This window comes from Streptomyces kaniharaensis, assembly GCF_009569385.1.
Lineage (GTDB): Bacteria > Actinomycetota > Actinomycetes > Streptomycetales > Streptomycetaceae > Kitasatospora > Kitasatospora kaniharaensis.
On record NZ_WBOF01000001.1, the window covers coordinates 3375235 to 3397032 of the forward strand.

Annotated in this window: 21 protein-coding genes; 17 read left to right on the forward strand and 4 right to left on the reverse strand. The window is 71.8% G+C overall.

Annotated features, from left to right (window positions below; all coding sequences use genetic code 11):
• Positions 1 to 107: 107 nt before the first annotated feature.
• The 5 genes from mqnC to F7Q99_RS15500 all read left to right on the forward strand — a co-directional run bounded on the left by mqnC (position 108) and on the right by F7Q99_RS15500 (position 5198).
• Positions 108 to 1328, forward strand: coding sequence for a cyclic dehypoxanthinyl futalosine synthase (gene mqnC / locus F7Q99_RS15480; RefSeq protein WP_326846698.1), 1221 nt, complete (start codon positions 108 to 110; stop codon positions 1326 to 1328).
• A 13-nt stretch (positions 1329 to 1341) separates the two neighbouring features.
• Positions 1342 to 2037 carry an amidohydrolase family protein gene (locus F7Q99_RS15485; protein ID WP_326846699.1) on the forward strand — a complete coding sequence of 232 codons (696 nt, stop codon included), beginning with the start codon at positions 1342 to 1344 and terminating at the stop codon, positions 2035 to 2037.
• 238 nt (positions 2038 to 2275) lie between these two features.
• A complete protein-coding gene (locus F7Q99_RS15490) occupies positions 2276 to 2863 on the forward strand; it encodes a hypothetical protein (protein ID WP_153462004.1) in 588 nt (195 codons plus the stop codon).
• Between the two features lie 183 nt (positions 2864 to 3046).
• Positions 3047 to 3742, forward strand: coding sequence for a demethylmenaquinone methyltransferase (locus F7Q99_RS15495; protein ID WP_326846700.1), 696 nt, complete (start codon positions 3047 to 3049; stop codon positions 3740 to 3742).
• A gap of 145 nt (positions 3743 to 3887) precedes the next feature.
• On the forward strand, positions 3888 to 5198 hold the full coding sequence (locus tag F7Q99_RS15500; RefSeq protein WP_326846701.1) for a geranylgeranyl reductase family protein: 1311 nt from the start codon (positions 3888 to 3890) through the stop codon (positions 5196 to 5198).
• A gap of 111 nt (positions 5199 to 5309) precedes the next feature.
• Here the strand turns inward: F7Q99_RS15500 and F7Q99_RS15505 are convergent, their stop codons facing one another.
• The 3 genes from F7Q99_RS15505 to F7Q99_RS15515 all read right to left on the reverse strand — a co-directional run bounded on the left by F7Q99_RS15505 (position 5310) and on the right by F7Q99_RS15515 (position 7429).
• The gene (locus tag F7Q99_RS15505; RefSeq protein WP_153462010.1) at positions 5310 to 5660 is read right to left on the reverse strand and encodes a MazG-like family protein; all 351 of its coding nucleotides are present in this window, start codon (positions 5658 to 5660) and stop codon (positions 5310 to 5312) included.
• Positions 5661 to 5809: 149 nt separating this feature from the next.
• Positions 5810 to 6514: a peptidylprolyl isomerase gene (locus tag F7Q99_RS15510; protein ID WP_153462013.1), complete on the reverse strand. Its 705-nt coding sequence runs from the start codon at positions 6512 to 6514 to the stop codon at positions 5810 to 5812.
• Positions 6515 to 6700: 186 nt separating this feature from the next.
• Complete coding sequence (locus F7Q99_RS15515) at positions 6701 to 7429, reverse strand: TetR/AcrR family transcriptional regulator (RefSeq protein ID WP_230210229.1); 729 nt, start codon at positions 7427 to 7429, stop codon at positions 6701 to 6703.
• A 69-nt stretch (positions 7430 to 7498) separates the two neighbouring features.
• On the opposite strand from F7Q99_RS15515, the gene F7Q99_RS15520 reads away from it, so the two are divergent.
• Positions 7499 to 8191 (forward strand): CatB-related O-acetyltransferase, encoded by a 693-nt coding sequence (locus tag F7Q99_RS15520; RefSeq protein WP_153462017.1) that lies wholly within the window; start codon positions 7499 to 7501, stop codon positions 8189 to 8191.
• Between the two features lie 173 nt (positions 8192 to 8364).
• Complete coding sequence (locus tag F7Q99_RS15525; protein ID WP_153462019.1) at positions 8365 to 9306, forward strand: DMT family transporter; 942 nt, start codon at positions 8365 to 8367, stop codon at positions 9304 to 9306.
• Positions 9307 to 9319: 13 nt separating this feature from the next.
• Here the strand turns inward: F7Q99_RS15525 and F7Q99_RS15530 are convergent, their stop codons facing one another.
• Positions 9320 to 9883, reverse strand: a complete 564-nt coding sequence (locus tag F7Q99_RS15530; protein WP_230210231.1) for a hypothetical protein — start codon at positions 9881 to 9883, stop codon at positions 9320 to 9322.
• A gap of 192 nt (positions 9884 to 10075) precedes the next feature.
• Between F7Q99_RS15530 and F7Q99_RS15535 the strand changes: the two genes are divergently transcribed.
• From F7Q99_RS15535 to nuoH, 10 genes are all read left to right on the forward strand, one after another.
• Positions 10076 to 11191 (forward strand): sensor histidine kinase, encoded by a 1116-nt coding sequence (locus tag F7Q99_RS15535; protein WP_153462021.1) that lies wholly within the window; start codon positions 10076 to 10078, stop codon positions 11189 to 11191.
• Positions 11188 to 11877 (forward strand): response regulator, encoded by a 690-nt coding sequence (locus tag F7Q99_RS15540; RefSeq protein WP_153462023.1) that lies wholly within the window; start codon positions 11188 to 11190, stop codon positions 11875 to 11877. Before F7Q99_RS15535 ends, F7Q99_RS15540 begins: the two co-directional genes overlap by 4 nt.
• A 741-nt stretch (positions 11878 to 12618) precedes the next feature.
• Positions 12619 to 12978 (forward strand): NADH-quinone oxidoreductase subunit A, encoded by a 360-nt coding sequence (locus tag F7Q99_RS15545; protein ID WP_030060100.1) that lies wholly within the window; start codon positions 12619 to 12621, stop codon positions 12976 to 12978.
• Positions 12979 to 13154: 176 nt separating this feature from the next.
• Complete coding sequence (locus F7Q99_RS15550; protein WP_153462026.1) at positions 13155 to 13709, forward strand: NuoB/complex I 20 kDa subunit family protein; 555 nt, start codon at positions 13155 to 13157, stop codon at positions 13707 to 13709.
• Positions 13706 to 14419 carry an NADH-quinone oxidoreductase subunit C gene (locus F7Q99_RS15555; protein ID WP_153462028.1) on the forward strand — a complete coding sequence of 238 codons (714 nt, stop codon included), beginning with the start codon at positions 13706 to 13708 and terminating at the stop codon, positions 14417 to 14419. Before F7Q99_RS15550 ends, F7Q99_RS15555 begins: the two co-directional genes overlap by 4 nt.
• The gene (locus tag F7Q99_RS15560) at positions 14419 to 15780 is read left to right on the forward strand and encodes an NADH-quinone oxidoreductase subunit D (RefSeq protein WP_153462030.1); all 1362 of its coding nucleotides are present in this window, start codon (positions 14419 to 14421) and stop codon (positions 15778 to 15780) included. The genes F7Q99_RS15555 and F7Q99_RS15560 overlap by 1 nt, the downstream gene beginning before the upstream one ends.
• Complete coding sequence (nuoE, locus tag F7Q99_RS15565) at positions 15777 to 16535, forward strand: NADH-quinone oxidoreductase subunit NuoE (protein ID WP_326846702.1); 759 nt, start codon at positions 15777 to 15779, stop codon at positions 16533 to 16535. Before F7Q99_RS15560 ends, nuoE begins: the two co-directional genes overlap by 4 nt.
• Positions 16535 to 17896 (forward strand): NADH-quinone oxidoreductase subunit NuoF, encoded by a 1362-nt coding sequence (gene nuoF, locus F7Q99_RS15570; protein ID WP_153462032.1) that lies wholly within the window; start codon positions 16535 to 16537, stop codon positions 17894 to 17896. Before nuoE ends, nuoF begins: the two co-directional genes overlap by 1 nt.
• Positions 17893 to 20469 carry an NADH-quinone oxidoreductase subunit G gene (locus F7Q99_RS15575; protein ID WP_326846703.1) on the forward strand — a complete coding sequence of 859 codons (2577 nt, stop codon included), beginning with the start codon at positions 17893 to 17895 and terminating at the stop codon, positions 20467 to 20469. The genes nuoF and F7Q99_RS15575 overlap by 4 nt, the downstream gene beginning before the upstream one ends.
• Positions 20466 to 21794, forward strand: a complete 1329-nt coding sequence (gene nuoH, locus F7Q99_RS15580) for an NADH-quinone oxidoreductase subunit NuoH (RefSeq protein WP_153462036.1) — start codon at positions 20466 to 20468, stop codon at positions 21792 to 21794. Before F7Q99_RS15575 ends, nuoH begins: the two co-directional genes overlap by 4 nt.
• The last annotated feature ends 4 nt before the right edge of the window (positions 21795 to 21798 follow it).

Below are 21798 nucleotides of genomic sequence, written 5' to 3' on the forward strand. Positions count from 1 at the left end.
CGCGGCTGCCGTACCGGCGAGAACAGCAGTACAAGAGCGAGAACAGCAGTACCCGAGGCAGTACCCGAGCGGTACCCGGAGGTACCCGAGAGAGAGAAGGCCGCCAGGTGTCCGAGCTCGCAGCGACCACCCTCGATGCGCCCAGCACCGACCTGCAGGCCGTGCTCGACCGGGCCGCCGGCGGGGGCCGGATCACCCCCGAGGAGGCGCTGGAGCTGTACCGTTCGGCGCCGCTGCACGCGCTCGGCTCGGCGGCCGACGCGGTGCGCCGCCGCCGCTACGCCGGTACCGAGCACATCGCGACGTACATCATCGAACGCAACATCAACTACACCAACGTCTGTGTGACGGCGTGCAAGTTCTGCGCCTTCTACGTGCCGCCGAAGAGCGACAAGGGCTGGTCCCGGGAGCTCGACGAGATCCTGCGCCGCTGCGCGGAGACGGTCGAGCTGGGCGGCACCCAGATCATGTTCCAGGGCGGCCACCACCCGGACTACGGCGTCGAGTACTACGAGCGCGCGTTCTCGGCGATCAAGGCCGACTTCCCGCAGCTGGTGATCCACTCGCTGGGCGCCTCCGAAGTCGAGCACATGTCCCGGATCTCGGGCGTCTCGATCGAGGAGGCCGTCACCCGGATCCACAAGGCCGGCCTGGACTCCTTCGCAGGCGCCGGCGCCGAGCTGCTGCCGGAGCGCCCCCGCAAGGCGATCGCCCCGCTCAAGGAGTCCGGCGAGCGCTGGCTGGAGATCATGGAGGTCGCGCACGGCCTCGGTGTGGAGTCCACCTCTACCATGCTGATGGGCACCGGCGAGACCAACGCCGAGCGGATCGAGCACCTGCGGATGATCCGCGACGTGCAGGACCGCACCGGCGGCTTCCGGGCCTTCATCCCCTACACCTACCAGCCGCAGAACAACCACCTGAAGGGGTCCACGCAGGCGACCGTCTTCGAGTACCTGCGGATGATCGCGATCGCCCGCCTCTTCCTCGACAACGTCGCCCACATCCAGGGCTCCTGGCTCACCACCGGCAAGGAAGCCGGCCAGCTGTCGCTGCACTACGGCGCGGACGACCTCGGCTCGGTCATGCTGGAGGAGAACGTGGTCTCGGCGGCCGGCGCCAAGCACCGCTCCAACCTCACCGAGCTGATCCACCTCATCCGGGCCGCCGACCGCGTCCCAGCGCAGCGCTCGACCACGTACGAGCACCTGCGGGTGCTGGACGACCCGGCGAACGACCCGGTCGACCCGCGCGTCGCCTCGCACATCGCCTCGACCGCGATCGAGGGCGGCACCGCGCACCCCGAACTGAAGATCCTCGACAACTGAGCCCTCCACTGCCGTGCTGACCCTGCACCGGGCGGCGTTCGTGCTGCCCGATCCCGCCGATCCCACCGCCCCGTCGCTCGAAGACGGGGCGGTGCTGGTGCGCGGTGAACTCGTCGAGGCCGTGGGATCGTTCGACGCCCTGACGGCGGAGCACCCCGGGGCCCGGGTACGGGAGTGGGGCCAGGCCGTGCTCACGCCGGGGCTGCGCAACCCGTACGGGCACTGGCTGCTGGAGCGCGCCTACCACCCGGATCCGCGGGAGGAGATCGGCGTCGAGCCGGTGCGGGACGGACTGGTCGGGGAGGTCGACGACGCGCGGTGCGGGGCGAGCGCCCGGCGGGGGCTGCAACGGATGCTGGGCTTCGGGGTGACGGCGGTGGCCGGGCCGTTCGAGCGGGCCGCGGTCCGGACGGCGGTGGCGCGTTCGGGGCTGGTCGGTTCGGCGGGCGGTCCGGTGGCCGGCGCGGGGGAGGGCGAGGCTGCTCGGGAGGCGGCGTCTGAGGGGCCGCTGGATCCGCTCGCCGTGCTGCCGCTCGCGGCTGCCGTGCACGGGCGGGTCGTGGCCGGGGGCCGGGCGGACTTCGCGGTGTTCACGGTTTCCGCGGCGCCGGCGGCGTCTGCGATCGGTGGCGAGGGCGGTGGGCGGCCGATGCCCGGGGGCTGTCTGGCGACCGTGCTCGGCGGTCGGCTGGTGTACCGGCGACGCTGAGCAAGCCGGGCTCTACCGGGGAACATCCGGACTTCCTTGCCGCATACGGGACTTCCTTCGTGTGCTGCCGAACTGAGCGGTCCGCACGGCCGGGTGATTCCCCCTTCGCCGTGACCTGAGGGCCCGCCAGCGGATACCATCCCGGACAGCTCACTCCGTACCCTCACCACACCACCGCCCGCCCCCGCGGGTGGCGGGGCCACGTCCCAGGCCCCGAAGGCAAGCCAGGACAGGAACCATGCAACCCGCGACCGTCCCCCCGCCGCGCATCCCGCGGTTGGGCCGTGGCTGGTACCTCGCCGCCGTGCTCAGCGCCGTACTGGCCGTCGGCATGTGCCTGCTCGGCTGGCGCCAGGCCGACCAGGCCGACCGGATCGCGGCCCACCCGGTGAGAGTGGAGGGCGTCGTCACCCAGCTCCCGACCGGCGGCGGCACCTACAGTGCCGTCAGCTACCGGGCGGGCGGTCAGCAGCACACCGCCGCGGCGCTGCCGCTCGCGGACGGCACCAAGGTCGGCGACGCGGTCTGCCTGGAGCACGCCGCCGACGACGCGGGCGCGGTGCGGATCTGCGGCGACACCTACCCGCAGCCGGTCGGCATCGGGCTCGCCCGGTTCAGCGTGCCGGTGGCGGTGGTCCTGTTCCTGGTCTGCGTGCTGCGGATCCGGCGGCACCGGCGGGCGATCGCCGTCCGCGGCATGCAGGGCAGGCTCGCCACCACCGTCGCGCTGGCGACCGGGGCGCTGGCCGAGGGGATGCCGGCCATCACGCACGGCAAGCGCTCGCGGAGGAAGCGGCGCGCGGGCGGGCGGCGCGCGCAGCACTGAGGTGCTGTGTGCTGCGCGCTGGTGCTCTCGCGTTGTCTTCTGGTGCCGTGTTGTGCTGCTGCGTTCTGGTGCCGCGTTCTGGTGCCGCGTTCTGGTGCGTGGAGTGCCCTGGCAGGGGCGCGTTCGGCGCCTCCGAGCCGCCCCGTTGCCTCGCGCGCCGACGTCAGGGTGAACAATGGGGCCGTGACCCGAGCCTCTCTGGACAAGCAGCCGCACGAAGTCGCCGCCATGTTCGACGACGTCGCGGCCAAGTACGACCGCACCAACGACGTGCTCTCCCTCGGCCAGGCCCGGGCCTGGCGCCGGGCGGTGGCCGAGGCGGTGGCCGCCGGACCGGGGGACCTCGTGCTCGACCTGGGGGCCGGCACCGGCACCTCCTCGCTGCCGTTCGCGGAGGCCGGCGCCAAGGTCGTCCCGTGTGACTTCTCGGTCGGCATGCTCGCCGAGGGCAAGAGCCGCCACCCCGAGCTGGCGCTCACCGCCGGGGACGCCACCCGGCTGCCGTTCGCGGACGACACCTTCGACGTCGTCACCATCTCCTTCGCGCTGCGCAACGTCCACGACACCGACGCGGCGCTGCGAGAGATGTACCGGGTCACCAAGCCCGGCGGCAAGCTGGTGCTCTGCGAGTTCTCCACCCCGACCTGGACGCCGTTCCGCACCGTCTACACCGAGTACCTGATGCGCGCCCTGCCGCCGGTCGCCACCGCCGTCAGCAGCAACCCGGACGCCTACGTCTACCTCGCCGAGTCGATCCGGGCCTGGCCGGACCAGCCCGCCATGGCCGCCAAGCTGCAGGAGGCCGGCTGGTCGAAGGTCGCCTGGCGGAACCTGACGGGCGGAATCGTCGCGCTGCACCGCGCGTACAAGGTCGCGTAGCCGATCGGGCGGTCGCCGCTCGTTGGGGCCGCCTGCCGCCGGGCCGCCGACGGCCATCGCTGCGGGGACGGGAACGGGACGGGAACTACACTGCCGGAGACGAAAGCCGCCGTCCCCCAGCCGCAGCTCCAGGAGTGTGTCCACCGTGTCCGAGACCGCAGCCGATCCGACGAAGCCGGACAGCACCGTCGAGAGCACGGCGGACGTCATCGTGGTCGGCGCGGGCCCGGCCGGCTCCACCACCGCGTACTACCTCGCCCAGGCCGGGCTGGACGTGCTGCTGCTGGAGAAGACCTCCTTCCCCCGCGAGAAGGTGTGCGGCGACGGCCTCACCCCGCGGGCCACCAAGCAGCTGGTGGACATGGGCATCGACGTCTCCACCGAGAACGGCTGGCTGCACAACAAGGGCCTGCGCATCATCGGCGGCGGCGTGCGGCTGGAACTCGACTGGCCCGAGCTCGCCGCCTTCCCCGACTACGGTCTCGTCCGCAAGCGCGCCGACTTCGACGAGCTGCTGGCCCGTCAGGCGGAGAAGGCCGGCGCACGGCTCTACGAGCGTTGCAACGTCAGCGGGCCGGTGCTGGACGACCGCACCGGCCGGATCGTCGGCGTCACCGCCAAGCTCGGTGACGAGAAGCGGCCGGTCACGTTCCGCGCCCCGCTCGTCGTCGCCGCCGACGGCAACTCCACCCGGCTCTCGCTCGCCATGGGCCTGCACCGGCGCGAGGACCGGCCGATGGGCGTCGCCTACCGGACGTACTTCACCTCCCCGCGCCACGACGACGACTACCTGGAGTCGTGGCTGGAGCTGTGGGACACCCGCGCGGACCAGCGCAAGCTGCTGCCCGGCTACGGCTGGATCTTCGGCATGGGCGACGGCACCTCCAACGTCGGCCTGGGCATCCTCAACTCCTCGCCCGCGTTCGGCGAACTCGACTGGCGCGAGGTGCTCAAGGCCTGGTGCGCGAGCATGCCGCAGGAGTGGGGCTACACCCCCGAGAACATGACCGACCCGATCCGCGGCGCCGCGCTGCCGATGGCCTTCAACCGGCAGCCGCACTACACCCGCGGCCTGCTGCTCGTCGGCGACGCGGGCGGCATGGTCAACCCGTTCAACGGCGAGGGCATCGCCTACGCGATGGAATCCGGCCAGATCGCCGCCGGCGTCATCGTCCAGGCCCACGCCCGGATCACCGAGGGCGGGCGGGAGCGCGCCCTCCAGGCCTACCCGCGCATCCTCAAGGACGTCTACGGCGGCTACTACACGCTGGGCCGCGCCTTCGTGAAGCTCATCGGCAACCCCTCGGTGATGCAGCTCGCCACCCAGCGCGGGCTCACCCACCCGATGCTGATGCGCTTCGTCCTCAAGCTGCTCGCCAACCTCACCGACCCGCAGGGCGGCGACGCCATGGACCGCATCATCAACGGCCTCGCCAAGGTCGCGCCGAACGCCTAGACCGTGTGCGGTGCTGCGCGTCGACGGTCGTCCGGGCGGCGGTCGTGCGGACGGCGGTCGTGCGGGCGGCGGTCGTGCGGACGGCGGTCGTGCTCCTGGTCGTTCTGCTGATCATCGATCGGCGGGCGGGCGGTCGTCCGGGCGGCGGGAGGCGGCGGAGCGCTGCTCGACGTAGGCGAGGCGGTCGGCGAAGACCCGGGCCGCGTCGGGGGTGAGCGTCCGGAGGGCGACCAGGGCGGAGAAGACGACGTCGCAGAGCTCGTGCTGGACGTCCTCCCAGGTGTGGGTGACGCCCTTGCGCGGGTTCTGGCCGGTGGCGCCGATCACGGCGGCGCCGACCTCGCCGATCTCCTCGGAGAGCTTGAGGAGCCGAAGCAGCCGCTCCTCCTGGGGCGACTGCGTGCTCTCCTCGTCGAGCCAGGCGACCAGGTGGTCGACGCTCTCCCAGATCCTGCTGTCCATGCGGCGCTGCTCCCGTGCGGTGTCGATGCTGCTGCCACCGTACGGGAGCGGCGCCGGCCGGCGGCCCTGGGGCCGGGGCGCTCCCGGGGGCGGAGCGTTCTCGGGCCAGGGCGTTCCCGGGGCGGGGCGTTCTCGGGCCGGGCTTCGGGTCAGTCGGTGCTGATCTTCACGTGCCGGATGTCCACCGGGAGGTTGGGGTAGCCGTCGCCCGGGCTGTTCTGGTCGTCCTCGCCGCCTGCGGCGATCTTCTGCAGGACGTCCATGCCCGCCGTGACCCGGCCGAACGGGGTGTAGGCGGGCGAGAGCTTGGTGTCCTTCCAGACGATGAAGAACTGACTGCCGTTGGTGTTCGGACCCGCGTTGGCCATGGCCACGGTGCCGGCCGGGTAGGTGGCTCCGGTCAAGTTCTCGTCCGGGAAGGAGTAGCCGGGGCCGCCGCTGCCCGTCCCGGTCGGGTCACCGCACTGGAGGACGTAGATCCGCTGGGTGGTGAGGCGGTGGCAGTGGGTGCGGTCGAAGTAGTCGTGCTCGGCGAGGAAACGGAACGAGAAGGTGGTGCAGGGCGCCTTATCGGTCAACGCCTCGAAGGTGATCCGGCCCTGACTGGTCCGCAGGGTCGCGCGGTAGGGCTCGGCGGCCTCCTCCGGTTCGAAGACCGGGATGCCCTTGAAGTTGTCGGCCGGCACGGCCGGGGTGTAGCTGCAGGCGGCGCTCGGCGCTGGCGCGGGGGTGTCCGCGACGGCGGTGCCGGTGCTCGCGGCGAGCGGGAGGACGGTGGCGACGGCGACCAGCGCCCAGTGCATGCGCTTCACGTGACGAGCCTTCCGGGGGGTGGTGGACGGCGGGATTGTCATGGAGGCATCATCCATGCCCGGGTGGGGATTCGGTAGGGGGCGGTGGGGTGGCGGGTTCCGCGTGGGCGCCCTGGGTGTGTCGGTGAGCGTGTGGGCGAGGGCGAGTCAGTTGGTCTCCGGGGTGCGGATTCTGGGGCGCGGGCCTCTGGGGCGCGGGCCTCTGGGGTGGGGGTCGCAGGGTGGGGGTCACTGGGTTGGGGTTTCCGAGGCGCGAGCTTCCGAGGAGGGGGTTTCCAGGGTGGGGGTTTCCGAGGAGGGGGTTTCCGGGGTGGGGGTTTCCGGGGTGGCAGGGGTGGACGTGAACAGCCCGGCGCGGGCGGCCAGGGCGGCGGCGTCGGCGGCGCGCTCGGCGGTGCGGGCGTCCAGCGGCTCGCCGGTGACGAAGAGACGGTAGTAGAGCGGGGCGGTGGCGGCTCGGACCACCTCGGCGCCGTCCGTGCCGGCCGGCAACTCGCCACGGGCGGCAGCCCGTTCGGCCACCGTGGCGGCCTGGCGGTGGCGGGCCGCGAAGAAGGCGCGCAGGGCGGCGGCGCCGGCGTCGGAGCGTTGGGCGGCGCCGATCAGCGCGGTGGGCGTCGGGCCCAGGTCGGGGTCGGTGAAGACGGCGAACACCTCGTGGGTGATTCGGCGGAGGTCCTCGCGGAGGTCTCCGGTGTCGGGTAGTGGCCAGGGCTGGTCGGCGGAGGCCGTCAGAGCGTCCGCGACCAGGCCGTCCACCCCGCCCCACCGCCGGTAGAGAGTCGCCTTGTGGACCCCGGAGCGGGCCGCGACCGCGTCGACGGTGAGGCCGTCGTACCCCTTCTCGGTGACCTCGGCGAGCGTGGCGGCGACCACGTCCGCCCGGACCCGGGCGCTCCGGCCGCCGGGACGGGGCGTCGGGGCGTAGGGGGTCGGGATGTCGGGGTTCTCGTTCAAAGTCGACTCCAGTCGCGTTAAGGCTTGCCGTGGCGGCGCCACCGTGCCATGCTCATCGTAATGCGACTCATGTCGCATTACGAGAGGAGCTTGCCCTTGACCGCCACTGTCATCCCCGACCCGACCGCCCTCCACCCGCTGGCCGGCCATGACCGGGTGGTCCTACTGCGCCCCCTCGTCACCGACCCGAGGATCCAGGTCGGCGAATACAGCTACTTCGACGACCCGGACGGAGCCACCCGCTTCGAGGAGCGCAACGTCCTCTATGCCTATGGGCCCGAGCGACTGGTGATCGGCAAGTACTGCGCGCTCGCCACCGGCACCCGCTTCCTGATGGCCGGCGCCGCCCACCCGACCATCGGCGTCTCCACCTTCCCGTTCACGATGTTCGGCGGCAGCTGGACCGAACAGACCCTCGACATCGTCACCGGCCTCCCCAGCAGGGGTGACACCGTGGTCGGCAACGACGTCTGGTTCGGCTTCGGCGCCACCGTCCTGCCCGGGGTCCGGATCGGTGACGGGGCGATCATCGCGGCCGGCGCCGTGGTCACCGCCGACGTCGAGCCCTACACCATCGTCGGCGGCAACCCCGCCCGCCCGATCCGGCGCCGTTTCGACGACGCCGACGTCGAGCGACTGCTGCGTGCGGCCTGGTGGGACTGGCCCGTCGAGCTCGTCACCGAGCGCGTCCGCACCATCATGTCCGGGACCCCGGCCGACATCGAGGCGATCGCCGCGGCACACGGTCTGCTCGCCGCCTGATCCGCCGCATCGCGGACAGGCCGTTGATCGCGACCGAGCCGGTGCGCAAGGATGGCGCTCCGCTCCGCACCCTGCCTCGTCCATCGCTGCGCCGTCCGCCCAGCTCCGGGGGCCGTCCGACGCCGTACGGTACTCGCACCCGCCGGTTCCGTTCGCTCGGAGGGATCTGACCCATGCGTGCCTCCTCGTCCTTGTCCTCGTCCTCGTCGGTTCTTCGTGATCTGCCGGTGCTGCTCGTGGCGGTGGTGTGGGGGTCGAGCTTCCTGGCCGTCCAGCGGGTGGCCGAGCCGGGGACGGTGGTGGCGATGCTCGTGCTGCGGTTCGGGATGGTCCTGCCGGTGCTGGGGTTGGTCGCCCGACGGGCGCTGCGCGGGCTGAGCCGCACCGAGTGGCTGGGCGGGGCCGGGCTCGGGGTGGTGCTCAGCGGGATCTTCCTGCTGGAGACGTACGGCGCGGTGCACACATCCGCCACCAACGCCGGACTGATCATCAGCCTGGCGATGGTGCTCACCCCGCTCGGCGAGAGCGCCCTCAGCCGGACGGCACCGCCGCGCGCCTTCCTGGCGGCGGCCGGCCTGGCGGTGCTCGGCGTCGCGCTGCTCACCGGGGACGGCGGGCTCCGCCCGCCCACGCTCGGCGATCTGCTGGTGCTGTGCGCCGCCCTCGTCCGGTCCGCGTACGTGCTCACCATGGCTCGTGTCCTCCGGAACACCGACATGCTGGCCGTGACCTGGGTGCAACTCGTCACCGCGACGGCCGTGTTCTGCACGGTCGCGCTGTCCGTCGGCCCGCCGCCGTGGACCCTCGCGGCCTTGTACGGGCCCGCCCAGTGGGCCTGGCTGCTGCATCTGTCCCTGTTCTGCACGCTGTTCGCCTTCTTCGTTCAGATGTGGGCAGTCCGGGCAACATCGCCGTCCCGGGTGAGCCTGCTGCTCGGCACCGAGCCGCTCTGGGCCGCCGTCTTCGGTATCGCCGTCGCCGGCAACCGGATGGGTCCGCTCGCCCTGCTCGGTGGGGCCCTGGTGCTGGTCGCGACCGAGTGGGGCCGTCGCACCGCCCCCGCCCCGCGCCAGGCGGAGGAGCCGGCGCCGGCCGCCGAGCCGGCGCCCGTGTGATCGGTCCTGGTCGTCATCGGCGCCCTATGGTGCGGCGGGCGTAGTCGAAGGTCACCGCACCGAGCAACGGGCCCCAGGCGACCAGCGGCAGGTAGCAGAGCGTCATGACCACCAGGGCGAAGCCGCGCGGGGCGCCGGGGTCACTCGCGTTGCTGCTCCAGCCGCCGAACAGTGCGGCCATGCCCAACCACGTCAGGATGCCCGCACCCAGCGCCGCCGGGACGATGGCGGCCAGCGGGCGGACGGCCCGGCCGCCGATCAGCGGGATCCAGGTCGGCGCCACCCGGCCCCAGGGCCGGACCAGCCCGACGGTGAGGAAAGCCAGCCCCTCGGCCAGAGCACTCAGCGCGATCACGTACACCGTGCCCCAACCCGGCTGATGGCGGCCGTAGTCCTCGGCCAGCTGACCGCTGAAGCCGACGGGGACACCGAACCCGAACGCGATCCGCCACAGCCCCGAGGGCAGCGTCGTCCAGACCGTGGCCTTCGCGGCGAGCTCGGCCCAGCGCGGGGCGGGCCGGACGGCGGCGATGCTTACGGTGCTCGCTCCGCGGGCCCCGATCACGATCCTGGTCATGGCTGAACTCCCCTCCTGTTCGGCCCCGGTGGCCGATCCGATGACTCAAGCCTCGCCGTCGGCCGAGGGTCTCGGCAGATGCCGATCGGGCTGTTCTCCCAGCTCAACAGGCCTGTGAAATATGCCGATCGGCACAGGTGCCCAGCGTCTGGCGCGTCGTACTGTGACTGCAGCCGAATGGAGAATGTGACGATGACTCATATGCTGGCGCTGGTAGTTCCGGTCGCTGTTCTGCCGGCGTGGGCGGCGCGCACGCGGTTCGGACTGGCGACCGTGGCAGGTGTGGCCGGAGCGGCGTCGGTGGCGGTCTCGGCCGCCGTCTGGTTCGCCGGTCGGTGGACGGAGTCGAGCCGATGGCCCGGGCTGGTCGGCCTGTTCGAGCTGGCCGCCCTCCTCCTGCTGGCGGTGCTCACACTGCGCACCGAGGAGGGCCGGCGGTGTGCGGCGGCGACCTGGACCATCGGTGGTGCGGTCGCGCTCTGGCCGTCCCGCTTCGACGGCGTCACCGGGCCGGACGACGTGTTCACCCTCTTCGGCTTCGGTGCGGTCCTCTCGCTCCCTGCTGTCCTGATCGGGCTCTACCTGCGCGGGCTCGACGAAGGGCGGCGGCGGGCGGTGGCGGAGGCCAGACGCGCCCAACGGCTCGACCTGGCCCACGACCTGCACGACTTCGTCGCCCACGACGTCAGCGGAATGGTCGCCCAGGCACAAGCCGGGGCATACCTGGCCACGATCGACCCGGCCCGGGCGGTCGCGATGTTCGAACGGATAGAGCAGGCCGGGCAGCGGGCCCTGGCGTCGCTCGACCGGACGGTTCAGTTGCTGCGCACGGAGGAGGGGACTGGGCGCAGCCCCCAACCAGGGCTGGCGGAACTCGCCGAGGTGGCCGAGCGGTTCACCGCATCGGGCGGCGCGGAGGTCCGGCTGGAGCTGCCGGACGAGCCGGTCCCGAGGGAGGTGGAGGGGACAGCCCATCGAATTGTCGTCGAGGCGCTGACCAATGTCCGGCGGCACGCCCCGGGCGCCCGGCAGGTTGATGTTCGGGCGCGCCACACCGGCGGGTGGCTGGAGTTGACCGTGACGAACGACGGCCGAGCGCCGGGTTCGGGCGGGCGACCCCGCCGCAGCGGCGGCAGCGGACTGCCGGGGCTGACAGCCCGGGTGGAGGCGCTGGGCGGCACGTTCGACGCGGGTGCGGACGAGGGGGAGGCCTGGCGCGTGACGGCGAGGTTGCCGCTGGAAGGGCAGGCGGGGTTGGAGCGGCCGGAGATCCCGGTGAGGACCAGTGCAGGGGAGAGGCGCAGATGAGCAGCGGTTCAGGGCCGATTCGCATCCTGGTGGCGGACGACCAGGCGGATGTGCGCAGTGCGTTCCGGATGATCCTGGACGCCCAGCCCGACATGGCTGTGGTGGCGGAGGCGGCGGACGGTGCCGCGGCGGTGGCGGAGGCCCGACGGCTTCGGCCGGACGTCGTGCTCGCGGACATCCGGATGCCGAAGCTCGACGGTCTGGAGGTCACGCGGCAACTGGCCGGGGAGTGCAAGGTGATCGTGGTGACCACCTTCGACCTGGACGAGTACGTGCACACGGCCCTTCGGCACGGCGCGGCGGGATTCCTGCTGAAGCGCTCGGGGCCGGTGCTGCTGATCGAGGCGGTACGGGCGGCTATGGCCGGGGACGCGTTGATCAGTCCGCAGGTCACCGTCCGGTTGTTGCGGCACATGGCGGCGCCAGCGGACGACCCGCGGGCCGGTACCGGGCCCGTGGCGACGGCGCCGCCGATAGCCGGCCCGGTCGAGGAACTGACCACGAGAGAAAGGGAGATCGCCGAACTGGTGGCAGATGGCGCGACGAACGCCGAGATCGGAGCGGGACTGTTCATCTCGCCTGGGACGGTGAAGAACCACCTCGCCAACGTCCAGCGCAAGCTCGGTGCCCGTAACCGGGTGGGCATCGCGGCCTGGGTCTGGGAGCAGGCGGCCGGTAGCCGGTAACCGGTCCCTGGGAACGGAGGGACGACCAGGACACGGGCCCGAGGCTCGGTCCGGAAAGGAGGGTTGGGCCCCGGGGTGAGACGGGCGAGAGGACGAGAGACCGAATGGTCGCGTAGAGGGAAGGGGCGCGAGGGCGCGGCGGCACCAGGGTGCGGGGCGCGAGGGCAGGGGACGACGACGGGGTAGCGGGTAGCGGGCGGAGGCCGGGGTGGGTGCCGCGCGCTGGGCCAGGCATGGCCCAGCGTGGGAGAGGGGCGGGCGGCGGGCGGCGGGCGGCGGGCGGGTGGGGGAGGGGGAAGGCCCCAAAGCGACTTCGCACCCTTGTGAACGAAGGGTCAAGCGAACGTTCGCCCCCCGCCACCCCTCCGGGTGAGCCGCTATAACACGTCAACATGGCGCCCGGAAATTTGCCATCGCCGACGCATAGTTGATATAGAAGCGCGGCCCTGACCAGCCGCTTCACAAGTAAATGCGACTGGTTGTGACCATTTGACTGCTTTGCGTTGACAACTCTGGGCGTGTTCGCATTCGCCGGCATTCCAGGGGTGGTGTAGATCACAAAGATGACGGCGAACTGCGTGTCGCAGATCACAAGCCGCCGGGCATAGGATGCGCTCGTTCCAGGCTTTGTGAACTGCCTCACATGAGGTGGATCTCGGGAACTGGAGCGCGGGTTCACCTCAGCGTGACCCGTCGGTTCCGATCTGCAGTCAAGGACGACTGGACGGAGGGAGCGGGGCTATGAATGCCTACGCGCCGATCCTCGTACTCGGTGCCATCGCGGCGGCGTTCGCGGTCGGCTCCGTCGTGATGGCCTCACTCACCGGCCCCAAGCGCTACAACCGGGCCAAGTTGGAGGCGTACGAGTGCGGCATCGAGCCGACCCCGCAGCCCGTGGGCGGCGGCCGGTTTCCGATCAAGTACTACCTGACGGCGATGCTCTTCATCGTCTTCGACATCGAGATCGTCTTTCTCTACCCGTGGGCGGTGACGTTCGACGCCCTCGGGATTTTCGGGCTGGTCGAGATGCTCCTGTTCATCGCCACCGTCTTCGTCGCCTACGCCTACGTGTGGCGGCGCGGCGGCCTGGAGTGGGACTGAGCGCGGGGTGATCGCCCAGCCGCCCGCCGGCCCTACGGACCCTTGTGAACGAGCGGACAAGCCCGAACGGGGACACCCCGAACGAGGGCAGCCCCGAACGAGGACAAGCCCGAGCGAGCGGACAAGCCAGAACCGGCCGATGAACCACAGGACTTGAGGGCATTGAGAGGGATCTGATGGGAATCGAGGAGAAGCTGCCGAGCGGCTTTCTGCTCACGACCGTGGAGACGGCCGCCGGCTGGGTGCGCAAGGCGTCACTCTTCCCGGCCACCTTCGGTCTGGCCTGCTGCGCGATCGAGATGATGACCACCGGCGCCGGCCGCTACGACCTGGCCCGGTTCGGCATGGAGGTCTTCCGGGGCTCCCCCCGGCAGGCCGATCTGATGATCGTGGCGGGCCGGGTGAGCCAGAAGATGGCCCCGGTGCTGCGCCAGGTGTACGACCAGATGGCCAACCCGAAGTGGGTCATCTCGATGGGCGTCTGCGCCTCCTCCGGCGGGATGTTCAACAACTACGCGATCGTGCAGGGCGTCGACCACATCGTCCCGGTGGACATCTACCTGCCCGGCTGTCCGCCCCGCCCGGAGATGCTGTTGGACGCCATCCTGAAGCTGCACGACAAGATCCAGCACGAGCCGCTGGGCGTGAACAGGCGCCGGGCCGAGGAGCTCGGTGAGGCGCTCGCTCTGAAGGCCGTGCCGCTCGGCGAGATGCGGGGGCAGCTGCGATGAGCGACCAGCTACCAGAGACCCGCCGCGAGCAGCCGGTCCGCGAGATCCCGGTCGAGGTGGTCGGCCGCCGCCAGGGCATGTTCGGGGCCCGGGACAGCGGCGACACCTCCGGTTTCAGCGGCCTGGCCGCGCCGATCGTGCTGCCCGGTCCGAGCGAACGGCCGTACGGCGGCTGGTTCGACGAGGTCGCCGACGAGCTGGAGGGAGCGCTGGAGGAGCAGGGCCTGGACCCGGCCGAGGTGATCGAGAAGACCGTCGTGGACCGCGGCGAGCTGACCTTCCACGTCGACCGCGGCCATCTCCTCCAGACCGTCCGCACCCTGCGCGACGACCCGGCGCTCCGCTTCGAGCTGTGCCTCGGCGTGAGCGGCGTGCACTACCCCGGCGACAAGGGCCGCGAGCTGCACGCGGTCTACCACCTGCGTTCGATCACCCACGGCCGGCTGATCCGGGTGGAGGTCACCGCGCCGGACGCCGACCCGCACATCCCGTCCGTGGTGAGCGTCTACCCGACCAACGACTGGCACGAGCGCGAGGCCTACGACTTCTTCGGCCTGGTCTTCGACGGCCACCCGGCGCTCACCCGGATCATGATGCCGGACGACTGGCTGGGCCACCCGCAGCGCAAGGACTACCCGCTCGGCGGCATCCCCGTCGAGTACAAGGGCGCCCAGATCCCGGCGCCCGACCAGCGGAGGTCGTACAGCTGATGAGCACTCAGCACTACGAAGAGGCGCCCGGAGCCAGCCCCGGGGCCGAGGAGGCCCAGGCCCGGGAGACCACCGAGGGCCGGGTCTTCACGGTCACCGGCGGCGACTGGGGCGAGGTGGTCGAGGCGGTCGGCCGGGCCGACGACGAGCGCATCATCGTCAACATGGGTCCGCAGCACCCGTCCACGCACGGTGTGCTGCGGCTGATCCTGGAGATCGACGGCGAGACGGTGAAGGAGGCCCGCTGCGGCGTCGGCTACCTCCACACCGGCATCGAGAAGAACATGGAGCTCCGCAACTGGGTCCAGGGCACCACCTTCGTGACCCGGATGGACTACCTGACCCCGCTGTTCAACGAGACCGCCTACTGCCTGGCGGTCGAGAAGCTGCTCGGCATCACCGGCGACATCCCGGACCGGGCCACCGTCATCCGCGTCATGATGATGGAGCTCAACCGGATCGCCTCGCACCTGGTCTGCCTCGCCACCGGCGGTATGGAGATCGGCTCCACGACGCTGATGATCTACGGGTTCCGGGACCGCGAGCTGATCCTGGACGTCTTCGAGCTGGTCACCGGCCTGCGGATGAACCACGCGTACGTCCGCCCCGGCGGCCTCGCCCAGGACCTGCCGCCCGGCGCCGTCGACCAGATCCGCGAGGCGATCAAGGTCCTGCGCTCCCGGATGCACGAGTACGACAAACTCGCCACCGGTAACCCGGTGTTCAAGGCCCGCCTGGTGGACGTCGGCTTCCTCGACCTGCCCGGCTGCCTGGCCCTCGGCGCGACCGGCCCGATCCTGCGGGCCACCGGCCTGCCGCACGACCTGCGCAAGACCGACCCGTACTGCGGCTACGAGAACTACGACTTCGAGGTCGCGATCGCCGACAGCGCCGACTCCTTCGGTCGCTTCCTGATCCGCCTGGAGGAGATGAAGCAGTCGCTGCGGATCGTCGAGCAGTGCCTCGACCGGCTGCGTCCCGGCCCGGTGATGGTGGCTGACAAGAAGATCGCCTGGCCCGCCCAACTCGCCGTCGGCCCCGACGGGATGGGCAACTCGCTCGACCACATCCGCAAGATCATGGGCACCTCGATGGAGGCCCTGATCCACCACTTCAAGCTGGTCACCGAGGGCTTCCGGGTCCCGGTCGGCCAGGCGTACGCGGCGGTCGAGTCGCCCAAGGGCGAGCTGGGCGTGCACGTGGTCAGCGACGGCGGGACGCGCCCGTACCGGGTCCACTTCAGGGACCCGTCGTTCACCAATCTGCAGACGATGGCGGCGATGTGCGAGGGCGGCCAGGTCGCCGACGTGATCGTCGCGGTGGCCGGGATCGACCCGGTGATGGGAGGCGTGGACCGGTGACAGACGTCCAGTTGGGGATGCCGGCGCTGCCGGCCAGGCCGTACCCCGAGGAGGTGCGCGCCCGGCTCGCCGCCGACGCCGCGGAGCTGATCGGCCGCTACCCGGTGGCCCGTTCGGCGCTGCTGCCGCTGCTGCACCTGGTGCAGGCCGAGGAGGGCTTCGTCAGCCCGACCGGCATCCGGTTCTGCGCCGAGCAGCTGGACCTCACCACCGCCGAGGTCACCGCGGTCGCCACCTTCTACACCATGTACCGGCGGCGTCCGGCCGGGAAGTACCACGTCGGCGTCTGCACCAACACCCTGTGCGCGGTGCTCGGCGGCGACCAGATCTTCGACGAGCTCCAGGAGCACCTGGGCATCCGCAACAACGAGACCACCGACGACGGCCAGATCTCGATCGAGCACATCGAGTGCAACGCGGCCTGCGACTACGCCCCCGTGGTGATGGTCAACTGGGAGTTCTTCGACGACCAGACCCCGGAGAGCGCCAAGCGGCTGGTCGACGACCTGCGCGCGGGCCGCGAGGTGCGGCCCACCCGCGGCGCCCGGCTGTGCGGCTTCAAGGAGACCGCCCGGATCCTGGCCGGCTTCCCCGACGAGCGCCCCGGCGCCAACGACGAGTCCGGCGCCGGCGGCGCGCCCTCGATGGCGGGCCTGCGCCTGGCCAAGGGCGAGGCCCTGCCCGGCACCGGCGGCACCAAGGTCGTGTCACCCCGCCACGAGGAACGGCCGGGCCAGGAAGGGACCGAAGCGTGATGACCTCCGCCGAGCCGGCCGAGAAGCTGCTCACCCCGGTCCTGTCCGCCTCCTGGGAGGACAGGCGCCCGTGGACGCTGGCCACCTACCGCCGCCACCAGGGCTACGTGGGCCTGAAGGCGGCCCTCAAGATGCCCCCGGACGACGTGATCGCGCTGGTAAAGGACGCCGGCCTGCGCGGCCGCGGCGGCGCCGGCTTCCCGACCGGCATGAAGTGGCAGTTCATCCCGCAGAACGACGGCAAGCCGCACTACCTGGTGGTCAACGCGGACGAGTCCGAGCCGGGCACCTGCAAGGACATCCCGCTGCTGTTCGCCAACCCGCACGCGCTGATCGAGGGGATGATCATCGCCTCGTACGCGATCCGCTGCGACCACGCGTTCATCTACCTGCGCGGCGAGGTCGTCCCGGTGCTGCGCCGCCTGCACGCGGCGGTCGCGGAGGCGTACGAGGCGGGGCTGCTGGGCCGGAACATCCTCCGCTCCGGCGTCGACCTCGACATCACCGTGCACGCCGGCGCCGGCGCCTACATCTGCGGCGAGGAGACGGCGCTGCTCGACTCGCTGGAGGGCCGCCGCGGCCAGCCCCGGTTGCGGCCCCCGTTCCCGGCCATCGCGGGCCTGTACGCCTGTCCGACGGTGGTCAACAACGTCGAGTCGATCGCGTCGGTGCCGCCGATCCTGGCCCGGGGCAAGGAGTGGTTCAAGAGCCTGGGCACCGAGAAGTCCCCCGGCTTCACGCTCTACTCGCTGTCCGGCCACGTCACCAACCCGGGCCAGTACGAGGCCCCGCTGGGCATCACGCTGCGCCAGCTGCTGGACATGAGCGGCGGCGTCCGCGCCGGCCACCGGCTCAAGTTCTGGACCCCGGGCGGCTCGTCCACCCCGATGTTCACCGACGAGCACCTGGACGTTCCGCTGGACTACGAGGGCGTCGGCGCGGCCGGCTCGATGCTCGGCACCAAGGCCCTGCAGATCTTCGACGAGACGACCTGCGTGGTGCGGGCCGTCACCCGCTGGACCGAGTTCTACGCCCACGAGTCCTGCGGCAAGTGCACCCCGTGCCGCGAAGGCACCTACTGGCTGGTCCAGTTGCTCAAGCGGATCGAGGCCGGTGAGGGCGTCGACGGGGATCTGGAGAAGCTCCTCGACATCGCCGACAACATCAACGGCAAGTCCTTCTGCGCGCTCGGCGACGGCGCGGCCAGCCCGATCGTCTCCTCGCTGCAGCACTTCCGGGCCGAGTACGAGCAGCACCTGGCCGAGCGCCGCTGCCCGTTCGACCCGGCCGCCTCCACCGTCTGGGCCGACGGGTCCCGCCCCGGCCACCAGTCCGCCACCGAAAGGGAGGTGCACGCGTGACGATCACAGAGCCATCCGCCGCCACGGGCGACAAGGCCCGGGTCGAGCTGGTCACGCTCACCATCGACGGCGTCGAAGTGCAGGTCCCCAAGGGGACGTTGGTGATCCGGGCCGCCGAGCGGATCGGCACCCAGATCCCGCGCTTCTGCGACCACCCGCTGCTCGACCCGGCCGGCGCCTGCCGGCAGTGCATCGTCGAGATCGAGGGCCAGCGCAAGCCCGTCGCGTCCTGCACCATCCCGGTCGCCGAGGGCATGGTGGTCCGCACCCAGCTCAGCTCGCCGGTGGCCGAGAAGGCCCAGCGCGGCGTGATGGAGCTGCTGCTGATCAACCACCCGCTGGACTGCCCGGTCTGCGACAAGGGCGGCGAGTGCCCGCTGCAGAACCAGGCGATGTCCACCGGCGACGCCGACTCCCGCTTCGAGGGGATGAAGCGCACCTACGAGAAGCCCGTCCCGATCAGCAGCCAGGTGCTGCTGGACCGGGAGCGCTGCGTGCTGTGCGCGCGCTGCACCCGCTTCTCGCAGCAGATCGCGGGGGACCCGTTCATCGACCTGGTCGAGCGCGGCGCGCTCCAGCAGGTCGGCACCGGCCAGGGCGACGACTTCGAGTCCTACTTCTCCGGCAACACCATCCAGATCTGCCCGGTCGGCGCGCTGACCTCGGCGGCCTACCGTTTCCGCTCCCGCCCGTTCGACCTGGTCTCCTCGCCGAGCGTCTGCGAGCACTGCGCCTCCGGCTGCGCCCAGCGCACCGACCACCGGCGCGGCAAGGTGCTGCGGCGCCTGGCCGGCGAGGACCCGGCGGTCAACGAGGAGTGGAACTGCGACAAGGGCCGGTTCGCCTTCCGGTACGCCCAGCAGCGCGACCGGATCACCACTCCGCTGGTCCGCGAGGACGGCGAACTCGTGCCCGCTTCCTGGCCGGAGGCGCTGGCCCGGGCAGCCGCGGGCTTGCGCGGCGCCCGCACCGGCGTGCTGGCCGGCGGCCGGGTCACCGTCGAGGACGCCTACGCGTACGCGAAGTTCGCGCGCGTGGTGCTCGGCACCAACGACGTCGACTTCCGGGCCCGCCCGCACAGCGGCGAGGAGGCGGACTTCCTGGCCGCCGCCGTCGCCGGACGCGGCGTGGACGTGGACGGTGCGGGCCTCACCTACGAGGACCTGGAGCAGGCGCCGGCCGTCCTGCTGGCGGGCTTCGAGCCCGAGGAGGAGTCGCCGATCGTCTTCCTGCGGCTGCGCAAGGCCTGCCGCAGCCGCGGCCTCAAGGTGTTCTCGGTGGCCGCGTTCGCCTCCCGGGGCCTGGCCAAGCTGCGCGGCGCGCTGCTGCCGGCCGCCCCCGGCACCGAGCCGGAGTGGTTCGCGGCCCTGGCCGCAGACGAGCCGCTGAACGACGACGCCGGGCAGGCCGCCGAACTGCTGCGCAGCCCCGGTGCGGTGATCCTCGCGGGCGAGCGGCTGGCCGCGGTCCCCGGCGCGCTGACCACGGTGCTGCGCCTCGCGCACGCCACCGGCGCCCGGCTGGCCTGGGTGCCGCGCCGGGCCGGCGAGCGGGGCGCGGTGGAGGCGGGCGCGCTGCCCGGGCTGCTGCCCGGGGGCCGTCCGGTGGCCGCCCCGGCCGCGCGGGCCGAGGCCGCCGCCGCGTGGGGGGTCCCCGACCTGCCGTCCCGGCTCGGCCGGGACACCGAGCAGATCCTCAAGGCCGCCGCGCACGGCGAGCTGGACGCGCTGCTGGTCGGCGGCGTCGACCCGGACGACCTGCCGGATCCGGCGCTCGCCGACGAGGCGCTGGCCGCGGTGCCGTTCGTGGTGTCGCTGGAGCTGCGCCCGTCGGCCGTCACCGCGCGAGCCGACGTGGTGCTGCCGGTGGCCGCGGTGGCCGAGAAGGCCGGCACCTTCCTGGACTGGGAGGGCCGGGTGCGGATGTTCGAGTCGGCGCTCAAGCCGGACCAGCAGATGGGCCGTCACCTGCATTCGGACGTCCGGGTGCTGGACATGCTGGCGGACGCGCTGGGCCACCGGCTCGGCCTGCCCGACGTCCGCGCCGCCCGGCTGGAGCTGGACCGGTTCACGCCGTGGACCGGCGAGCGGGCCGCCGACCCGGCCGCGCACCCCGGCCTGCTGCCCCGCCCGGCCGCCGGGCAGGCGGTGCTGGCCGGGTGGCGCCAGCTGCTCGACAACGGCACGCTCCAGCAGGGCGATCCGCACCTGGCCGGCACCCGGCACAGGGCGGTCGCCCGGATCTCGGCCGCCACCGCGAAGGAGCTCGGCGCGAAGGAGCTCGGCGCGGAGGTCGGGGCGGACGAGACCGCGGGTCGCGCCCTGCGGCTGACCGGCCCGGCGGGCTCGCTCACCCTGCCGCTGGAGATCACCGACTCGCTGCCCGACCGCACGGTCTGGATCCCGCTCAACTCCACGCCGGGCGGCGCCTACCGCACGCTCGGCACCACCGTCGGACACCTGGTCACGATCGCCGCCGCGGACCTCGAACCCGCCGTGCGGGACGGGGCCGACGGCGAAGAGGCCACCGAGGCCACCGAGGCCACCGAGGCCACCGAAGGGGAGGACCGATGACCCCGCAGCCGTACGAGACGCTCCAGTTCTTCGGCCACGACCCCTGGTGGCTGGTCCTGCTGAAGGCGGTCTTCTGCTTCGCCTTCCTGGTCCTGACCGTGCTGATCGCCATCGTGTGGGAGCGCAAGGTGGTGGCCTGGATGCAGCTGCGCATCGGGCCGAACCGGCACGGCCCCTGGGGAATGCTGCAGTCCCTCGCGGACGGCGTGAAGCTGGCCCTCAAGGAAGACCTGGTGGTCAAGGGCTCGGACAAGGTGGTCTACATCCTGGCCCCGATCGTCGCCGCCGTTCCGGCCTTCATGGCCTTCGCGGTGATCCCGTTCGGCCCGGCCGGCGACGAGGTGTCGATCTTCGGCACCCGCACCGCGATGCAGCTGACCGACTTCCCGGTGGCGCTGCTCTACATCCTGGCCACCGCCTCGGTCGGCATCTACGGCATCGTGCTGGCCGGCTGGTCCTCCGGTTCGACGTACCCGCTGCTGGGCGGGCTGCGCTCGTCCGCGCAGATGATCAGCTACGAGATCGCGATGGGTCTGTCCTTCGCGGCGGTGTTCATCTACTCGGGCTCGATGTCGACCTCGGAGATCGTCGCCCACCAGCAGCCGACGTGGTTCGCGGCGCTGCTGCCGGTGTCGTTCATCGTCTACATCATCTCGATGGTCGGCGAGACGAACCGGGCGCCGTTCGACCTCCCGGAGGCCGAGGGCGAGCTGGTCGGCGGTTTCAACACCGAGTACTCCTCGCTGAAGTTCGCGATGTTCATGCTGGCCGAGTACGTCAACATGGTGACCGTCTCGGCCGTCGCCGCCACCCTGTTCCTGGGCGGCTGGCGGGCCCCCTGGCCGGTGTCCACGTTCTGGGAGGGCGCCAACCACGGCTGGTGGCCACTGCTGTGGATCACGCTGAAGATCCAGCTCCTGCTGTTCTTCTTCATCTGGCTGCGCGGCACTCTTCCCCGGTTCCGCTACGACCAGTTCATGAAGCTCGGCTGGAAGGTGCTGATCCCGGTCTCGCTGGTGTGGCTGGTGCTGATCGCCAGCGTCCGGGCGCTGCGCAACGAGGGCTACGCCTTCGGCCAGGTGGTGCTGTACGTCGGCGGCCCGGTCGGGGTGATCCTGCTGATCGCTCTGCTGCGAGACTTCCTGCGCAAGGCGCCGGAGCCCCAGGCACCCCACCCGCCGGGAGAGTTCGACCCGATGGCCGGCGGCTACCCGGTGCCCCCGATGCCGGGTCAGCAGCTGCCGCCCGTGCCGCGCCGGCGCAGCCGCGCCCCGAAGCAACTCCAGGACGCCCTCAACGGGGCCGACCATTCCGAAGGGAGCTGATCCG